The organism is Candidatus Kryptobacter tengchongensis, assembly GCF_001458555.1.
Taxonomy (GTDB): Bacteria; Bacteroidota; Ignavibacteria; order Kryptoniales; family Kryptoniaceae; genus Kryptonium; species Kryptonium tengchongense.
In genome coordinates, this window is the sequence record NZ_CZVH01000092.1 from 1 (window position 1) to 7,582 (window position 7,582).

At 37.7% G+C, this 7,582-nt stretch carries 4 protein-coding genes; 3 read left to right on the forward strand and 1 reads right to left on the reverse strand.

Annotation, left to right across the window (positions count from 1 at the left end):
* From sov to queC, 3 genes are all read left to right on the forward strand, one after another.
* A partial coding sequence (sov, locus tag AT685_RS07330; protein WP_072152135.1) for a T9SS outer membrane translocon Sov/SprA occupies window positions 1-3,347 on the forward strand: 3,347 nt, incomplete at its 5' end.
* 27 nt (window positions 3,348-3,374) lie between these two features.
* A complete protein-coding gene (pyk, locus tag AT685_RS07335; protein WP_072152136.1) occupies window positions 3,375-4,811 on the forward strand; it encodes a pyruvate kinase in 1,437 nt (478 codons plus the stop codon).
* A 22-nt stretch (window positions 4,812-4,833) separates the two neighbouring features.
* On the forward strand, window positions 4,834-5,535 hold the full coding sequence (gene queC, locus AT685_RS07340) for a 7-cyano-7-deazaguanine synthase QueC (protein ID WP_072151012.1): 702 nt from the start codon (window positions 4,834-4,836) through the stop codon (window positions 5,533-5,535).
* Window positions 5,536-5,740: 205 nt separating this feature from the next.
* Here the strand turns inward: queC and uvrA are convergent.
* On the reverse strand, window positions 5,741-7,582 hold a 1,842-nt coding region (gene uvrA, locus AT685_RS07345; protein WP_072152137.1), incomplete at its 5' end, for an excinuclease ABC subunit UvrA.

Consider the following 7,582-nt stretch of genomic DNA (forward strand, 5'->3'; position numbering starts at 1 on the left):
GGTATCAACTTAAAATACCTCTTTCATCATACACGCGAACGATAGGAAATCCAAGCTTTACACTTATTGAATTTGTAAGGGTTTGGTTTACTGGCTTTGAAAATGAGGCTATCATTAGAATAGCCGAATTTAACCTTGTTGGAAACTACTGGGAAGAACTTGTAAAGAATGACGAGATCTTTAAAGTCACAGTTGTAAGCATTGAAGATAATCCAGATTATACCCCACCTCCTGGCGTCCAGAGACCAAGAGATAGAACTAGACCAGATCAACAAATTGAGGGGAATGAACAATCACTTGCTTTCATAATTAGAAATCTCCCTGATGATACACTTCGCCTTGCGATGAGAAGATTTCCACAACGCCTTGACCTTTTTAACTACAAAATTATGCGACTTTTTGTCCACGGAGATAGAAGTTTCTATTTCCGAGACACGACAGATTATTCGGCAGAAATTTTCGTTTGGGTTGGAACAGACACATCAAATTATTACGAATATCGCCAACCTATATGGCCAGATTGGGATGCGAGAAACAACATTCAAATCATTTTTGAACAACTTACAGCTCTGAAACAAACAAGGGATTCAATAAATCAACCCATCAAAAGAATATCCGTGCCAGATGGTCCACCTGGGGCAACATACTGGATCAAGGGAAATCCATCCTTAACGAATGTAACATTTATTGCAATTGGAGTTACAAATCCAAAGGGTAAAGGTCCAGGATTACTTTCCGGTGATGTTTGGGTAAATGAATTACGACTTTTAAAGGCGAATGATGCTCTCGGTTGGGCGTATAATTTATCTGCGCAGTTTAATGTGCCTGAACTTTTAAGTGTTAACTTTGGAATTGCACGAAGAAGCCCCGAATTCAGAGGACTTACAGATAGATTTGTGAATTCATCAGCTCGTGTTTTATCAACGAATTGGTCACTCTCAACGAATTTAAATCTTGAAAAAATTCTGCCCACATTTTTAAGCTCATCTTTAAAAATTCCATTTACATACTCAAGGGCTGAAAACATTGGGATTCCCAAATATATCCCCGGAAAGGACATACTTGCAAAAGAAGCAGCAAATCGCCTAAGACAAACCACAATTGAAAACGGAGGAACCGAGGAAGAAGCAAATAGAAAAGCTGATAGTTTATTAACAGTTATTCAACAAGTGATGATATCAGAAACATGGGCTATTCCATCTTTCAACTTTACTATTAATTCGCAAAAATGGTATGTCAGAGATGTAATCAATAAAATAAACCTCGGTTTTAACTTCAATCGCTCAAAATTCAGAGATATAAACACCGAAACAAGCAGTAAGTGGGGCTTTAACTTTCAGACAAGTTATTCAACAAGTATAAAACCGATAACTCTGAAACCTTTCAAGTCACTCTTCGCTGGAGTCCCATTACTTGATACATATAAAGATTGGGAAATTCAATTTACCCCGTCTTCATTTTCTGGAATGATGAGATTTGACAGGGCTCATGAAAATAGAAAGTTCAGAACAAAGGCAACTTACGAACCAACAACCAGAGTTTTTAACGCACAAAGAGGTTTCTCATTTGATTGGAGGCTTTCAAACAATGGGTTAATCAATCCATCCTTGAGATATCAAGTTGACATCGGAAGCAATCTCGTTCATCTTGAGACAGATTCGCTTGGGCAACAGAGAAGCACGAAAGAAATTCTTGATGACATCTTCTTCAAAGACGGATTAATCAATTTCGGGAAAACATCAACCCTATCACAGCAAATAAGTATAGGGACAAATCCAAGGATACCTCCAATTTTGGGCTTGAATAAATACCTTAACGCAAATTTCAGCTACTCTTCAGCTTATAGATGGCAAAATAATTTTCAACAAAAAGAGCTTGGTAGAAGCGCGGGATATTCAGCAAACTTAAACTTTGGCTTCTCGTTAAGATTGAAATCACTTGCTGATTCATGGTTTGGAGAAAAAGCGGAAGGCGGAGTTAAAGCACAAACTCAAAAAGATACATCTAAAAAGTCCGGGCTCTCGCTAAAAGATATTTTGAGTATACTCATAAAAAAACCTTTACTTGATTATGAAAATGTCCAGGTTACCTTTACCCAGACGAACACAGCAATTAACACAGGTCTTTATGGCGGAAGACCCGGAATGGGAAATCTTTGGGCTTGGCTTCCTTTTATTGATGATAAAATTGAATACGGTCCATCATTTTTATATCAGTTAGGTCTTGTCTCCGATCCAAACGGCAAAATTCGGCTTTCGCCCAAGGGAGGCTTTCCATTTTTCGGGTTTGAGCAAAGTCCGGGATTAAGAGCTCCAAATGGAAACCTTGACGATAACTATTCCCAGAATAATAGAATTACAATAACAACTTCCCGCTCCCTTTGGCAAGGCGCTTACCTTGACTTAAGCTGGAATCTTGGATGGAGCTATCAAAGAAATCAAAGAATTGTTACAGATTCACTTGGGATTCCAAAAGTTACCTCCTTTACGAGCTCCGCTTCAGTTAGTCGTTCTTTCCTAACCTTACCACCTGTTTTCGTGTTCAGCGTTTTCAAAAGCGGAATTAAATCCGTAGCCTCAAAATACGCTGAACTTAAACTTGATCCCACAGATAAACGAACTGATGACGAGAAACTTGCACAAGCATTTGAGGAGGGTTTTGAGACATTGCCATTTTTAAGCAAACTCTTTGGCGGATTTTTCCCACGCCTTAATTGGAGATTGAGATGGGACGGGCTTGAGAAGTTTTCAATTTTTAAATCATTCGCAACTCGTGTAACACTTGAACATGCATATTCCTCAAACTTTGAAAAAAGATGGAGAAGCTTCATCGGGCAAGGACAAACTTTTGAAGGTGAAAGAACAGGCTATGATTTCAACCCTCTAATCGGGCTTAATCTTACTTTCAAACCACTATGGAATGGAAATCTTACAGGAGGTTTCAGATATATAACTTCAACTTATTATGATCTTAACTTTTCTGCAAAAGCAATTGTTGAAACATTTAGAAGAGAAATTTCATTTAACATAAGCTATTCAAAACGCGGATTTAACTTGCCGATCTTCGGGCTCTCTCTTAAAAATGATGTTGATATAACATTTACCTATTCATCATCAAAAAACTCAAGACAAACATACCAGGCGAGAAACCTCTCTGAAGCATTGCCACTTGATGGAATTTTGAGGACAACCATGGAGTTGAGATTTCGTTATATGTTAAGTACTCGTGTAACAGGCTCGCTATTTTACCGCTTGACAAAATCAAAATCTGACTCAAGAAGCACTTTCATCCCGGGATCAACCATAAACGAAGTTGGAATTGATTTGCATATCTCAATCGGAACATAAACTTTAAAAACAAAATTCTCCAAATAGATGGAAAAATTTTTAAATGAGGAAAAATTTAGAAGAACTAAAATAATTTGCACACTTGGACCCGCTGTAAGCACGGTTGAAAAACTTGTTGAACTTATAAAAGCAGGAATGGATGTTGCAAGGTTGAATTTTTCACATGGGGATTATGAAGAACATTCAAAATTTATAAAACTTGTCAGAGAAGCCTCCGAAATCACGGGGAAATCTATCCCTATAATCCAAGATTTACAAGGACCTAAAATAAGGGTTGGAAAATTAAAAACAGAACCCATTGAGCTTAAAACAGGAGGTTTGGTTTTCCTAACAGCAGAACAAATTGAGGGAGACACCGAAATTATTCCAATTCAATATGATTACCTCACGGATGATCTTAAACCTGGGAATATCATACTCCTTGACGATGGAATGATTGAGCTTAAAGTTCTTGAAATTAAGGGGAATAAAGTTAAATGTGAAGTTGTTGATGGTGGGGTTTTAAAATCGCATAAAGGTGTAAATCTGCCAGGCGTTAGCGTTAGAATTCCATCGCTTACTGAAAAAGATATTGAAGATTTAAAATTTGGGCTCAAAAATGGGGTTGATTATGTTGCGCTGTCATTTGTTAGAAAAAAAGATGATATAATTGACCTGCGAAGAAAAATGGAAAAATTTGGCAAAGTTGTGCCAATCATCGCAAAAATTGAAAAACTTGAAGCGGTTAAATCAATTGATGATATAATAGAACTTGCCGATGCAATCATGGTTGCAAGAGGTGATCTTGGTGTTGAACTTCCAACTGAAGATGTTCCCCCCTTACAAAAAATGTTAATAAAAAAAGCAAATAAAGCTGGGAAACCTGTAATAACTGCAACTCAAATGCTTGAGTCAATGGTTTCAAATCCAAGACCAACCCGAGCTGAAGCAACCGATGTGGCAAATGCAGTCCTTGATGGAACAGATGCAGTGATGCTAAGCAGCGAAACATCAATTGGTGAATTCCCAATTGAAGCAGTTAAAGTGATGGATAGAATAATACGAACAATTGAAACGCAATATAAATTTTACGAACCTGTCTTTGATTCAAGTTTAAAGTTAAAAAATGAAGTTGATGCAATAGGACGTGCTGCCTGTTTATTAGCTCAACAGCTAAACGCAAAAGCAATTGTAACCATAACACATACAGGGGCAACTGCAAAAGCAATAGCAAAATACAGACCTTCAGTCCCTATAATTGCTCTAACGGATAGCAATGAGGTTGTAAAACATCTAAACCTTATATGGGGCGTAACGGGAATCAAACTAAGAGAAATTTCAGAAACTGACAAAACAATAGAAAACGCAAAAATTCAGTTGAAGGAAAGTGGAATTTTAAACAGCGGAGATTTAATAATAATGACAGCTGGAATTCCTTTATTCCAGCGAGGTTCAACGAACATGATAAAAGTAGAGAAAATTTAAAATAAAAATCCCTTGTTAAGTTATGCTGGAAAAAGAAATTGCGGTGGTTTTAGTAAGCGGTGGACTTGATTCATGCGTAACAGCTGCTATCGCTCATTCTTTAGGATATGAACTTGCTTTTCTTCATTTAAATTATGGACAGAGAACCGAAGGAAGAGAATTGAAAGCGTTTAATGATATAGCCGATTTTTATGGTGTCAAAAAACGGCTGGTTGTAAATGTTGAACATTTGAAATTAATTGGTGGCTCAAGTTTAACTGATGAAAATATACCTGTTGAAAAAGCTGATTTGAAAAGAAAGGGGATTCCATCAAGTTATGTCCCTTTCAGGAATGCGAATATACTTTCAATTGCGGTTTCCTGGGCAGAGGTAATTAATGCAAAAAAAATTTTCATTGGCGCGGTTGAGGAAGATTCTTCGGGCTATCCTGATTGTAGAAAGGAGTTTTACAGAGCTTTTAACGAGGTTATAAGATTGGGAACAAAAGCAGGGGTTGAGGGGAAACCTATTGAGATTGTTACACCTGTAATTGATATGAAAAAAGTTGACATAGTTAAAAAGGGGATTGAACTTGGGGCTCCTTTACATTTGACCTGGAGTTGTTACCAAAGGGAAGATATAGCCTGTGGAGTTTGTGATAGTTGTGCCCTTAGACTCAGGGGATTTCAACTTGCTGGAATTGATGACCCGATACCTTATGAAGTTAAACCAACTTACATATGAAAAGGTCTGGGCTCAACCCCTTTTGCTCAGGGTCTCACCCAGACCCTCAGAGATGAAGCAGAACCTCCCCCCAGAGGTCCTCGCTTCAAAAAGAAATTTAAAATTCACCAGAAATATAATAAATGTTCAATATCCATTTCGTTGAGCAAAATCACAAATTGCAAAGTGTGTTGGCAAGATTTTTGATGTTTAATTTCCCCCACCCTTAAAGATACTTTCTCAAAAATTGTCCTGTGTAAGAGTTTGGATTTTGCGCAACTTCTTCAGGTGTTCCAACTGCAACCACATATCCGCCCTTATCACCCGCTTCAGGTCCGAGGTCAATTATCCAATCAGCACATTTTATCACATCCATATTATGCTCAATTACGATAATTGAATGCCCAGCGTCAAGGAGCGAGTTAAATGCTTTCAAAAGTTTAGCTATATCATCAAAATGAAGCCCAGTGGTTGGTTCGTCAAAGATAAATAAGGTATGAGGACTTGTTTCAGAAGCAAGAAGATGTGCAGAAAGTTTAATCCTCTGTGCTTCCCCACCCGAGAGAGTATTCGCAGGCTGACCAAGCTTTATATATCCAAGTCCAACTGCATCAAGAACCTTCAACCTCTCAACAACTTTTTTATGTCCCCGGAAAAATTCAATTGCCTCAGTAACGGTCATATTTAAAACATCACTTATATTCTTCCCCTTATATTCAACCTCAAGTATTTCAGATTTGTATCTTTTTCCATTGCATGATTCGCACGGTAGATAAATATCTGCAAGGAATTGCATTTCAATTTTAACATACCCATCACCTTCGCATGTTTCACATCGTCCTCCTGGAATGTTAAATGAAAAATGTCCCGGGGTATAACCTCTGGCTTTGGCAAGATAAGTTGACGCAAAGATTTCCCTTATTCCATCAAAAGCCTTGACATATGTAACTGGATTTGAACGAGGAGATTTACCGATCGGGGATTGATCCACCATTTCAACGGCATCAATCAATTCATAACCTTCAATTTTATCAAATTTACCAATTTTCCCATCATAGCTTCCCTCTTTTAATTTTTTCAAAGCTGCATAAAGTATATCATGAACAAGCGTGCTCTTACCCGAGCCACTTACACCTGTAACACAGACAAAGAGGTTTAAAGGAAACTCAACATCTATGTTTTTCAAATTATGTTCTTTTGCCCCACGAATTATAATTGAGTTTCCTTTTTTCGGTTTTCTTCTTTCCTTTGGCACGGAAATTTTCAAGCGTCCGCTAAGATATTTACCTGTTAATGAATTTTCATCCTTCAGCAAATCTTCATATTTGCCCTGAAAAACAATCCTTCCGCCATTTTCCCCTGCCCCCGGCCCAAGGTCAACTATATGATCCGCCGATTCAATGACCTCTTTATCATGCTCAACAACGATAACTGTATTGCCATTTTCCTTAAGCGATTTTAAAATTTTTATAAGACGATGGGTATCCCGTGGGTGCAAGCCAATGCTTGGCTCGTCAAGAATATAAAGCGTTCCAACAAGTGAAGAACCAAGCGCTGTTGCAAGGTTTATCCTCTGCGCTTCTCCACCTGAAAGGGTGCTTGATAATCTATCCAGAGTCAAATATCCAAGCCCAACTTCATAAAGATATTTCAACCGTCTATTTATTTCCGAAAGTATGCTCGCTGAAATTGTTTTCTCATATTCACTTAGTTCAATGTTTTGAAAGAAAAGAAAGGCTTCCTCAATTGACATTCGCACAACATCATAGATTGTTTTTCCGGCAATTTTAACATTTAATGCCTCTTTCCTCAACCTTGAACCACCGCACATATCACATGTTGTATATCCCCTGTATCTTGAAAGCATTACCCTGTAATGAACTTTATATGAATTTTCCTCAAGCAGTCTGAAAAATCCATTTATACCTTCAAACCCATCATAACCATTTTTTATGATCTCAAGATGTTCAGGGCTTAAATCTTTGAAAGGAACATCTATCGGGATCCCAACTCTTCTTGCTATGCGCATCAAATCTTTTTGAAACCATGAAAATTTTTCGCTTCTCCA

Bases quoted from the DNA above. Each gene is read 5' to 3' on its own strand.
- pyk (WP_072152136.1), top strand. From the start codon at position 3,375: ATGGAAAAATTTTTAAATGAGGAAAAATTTAGAAGAACTAAAATAATT.
- queC (WP_072151012.1), top strand. From the start codon at position 4,834: ATGCTGGAAAAAGAAATTGCGGTGGTTTTAGTAAGCGGTGGACTTGAT.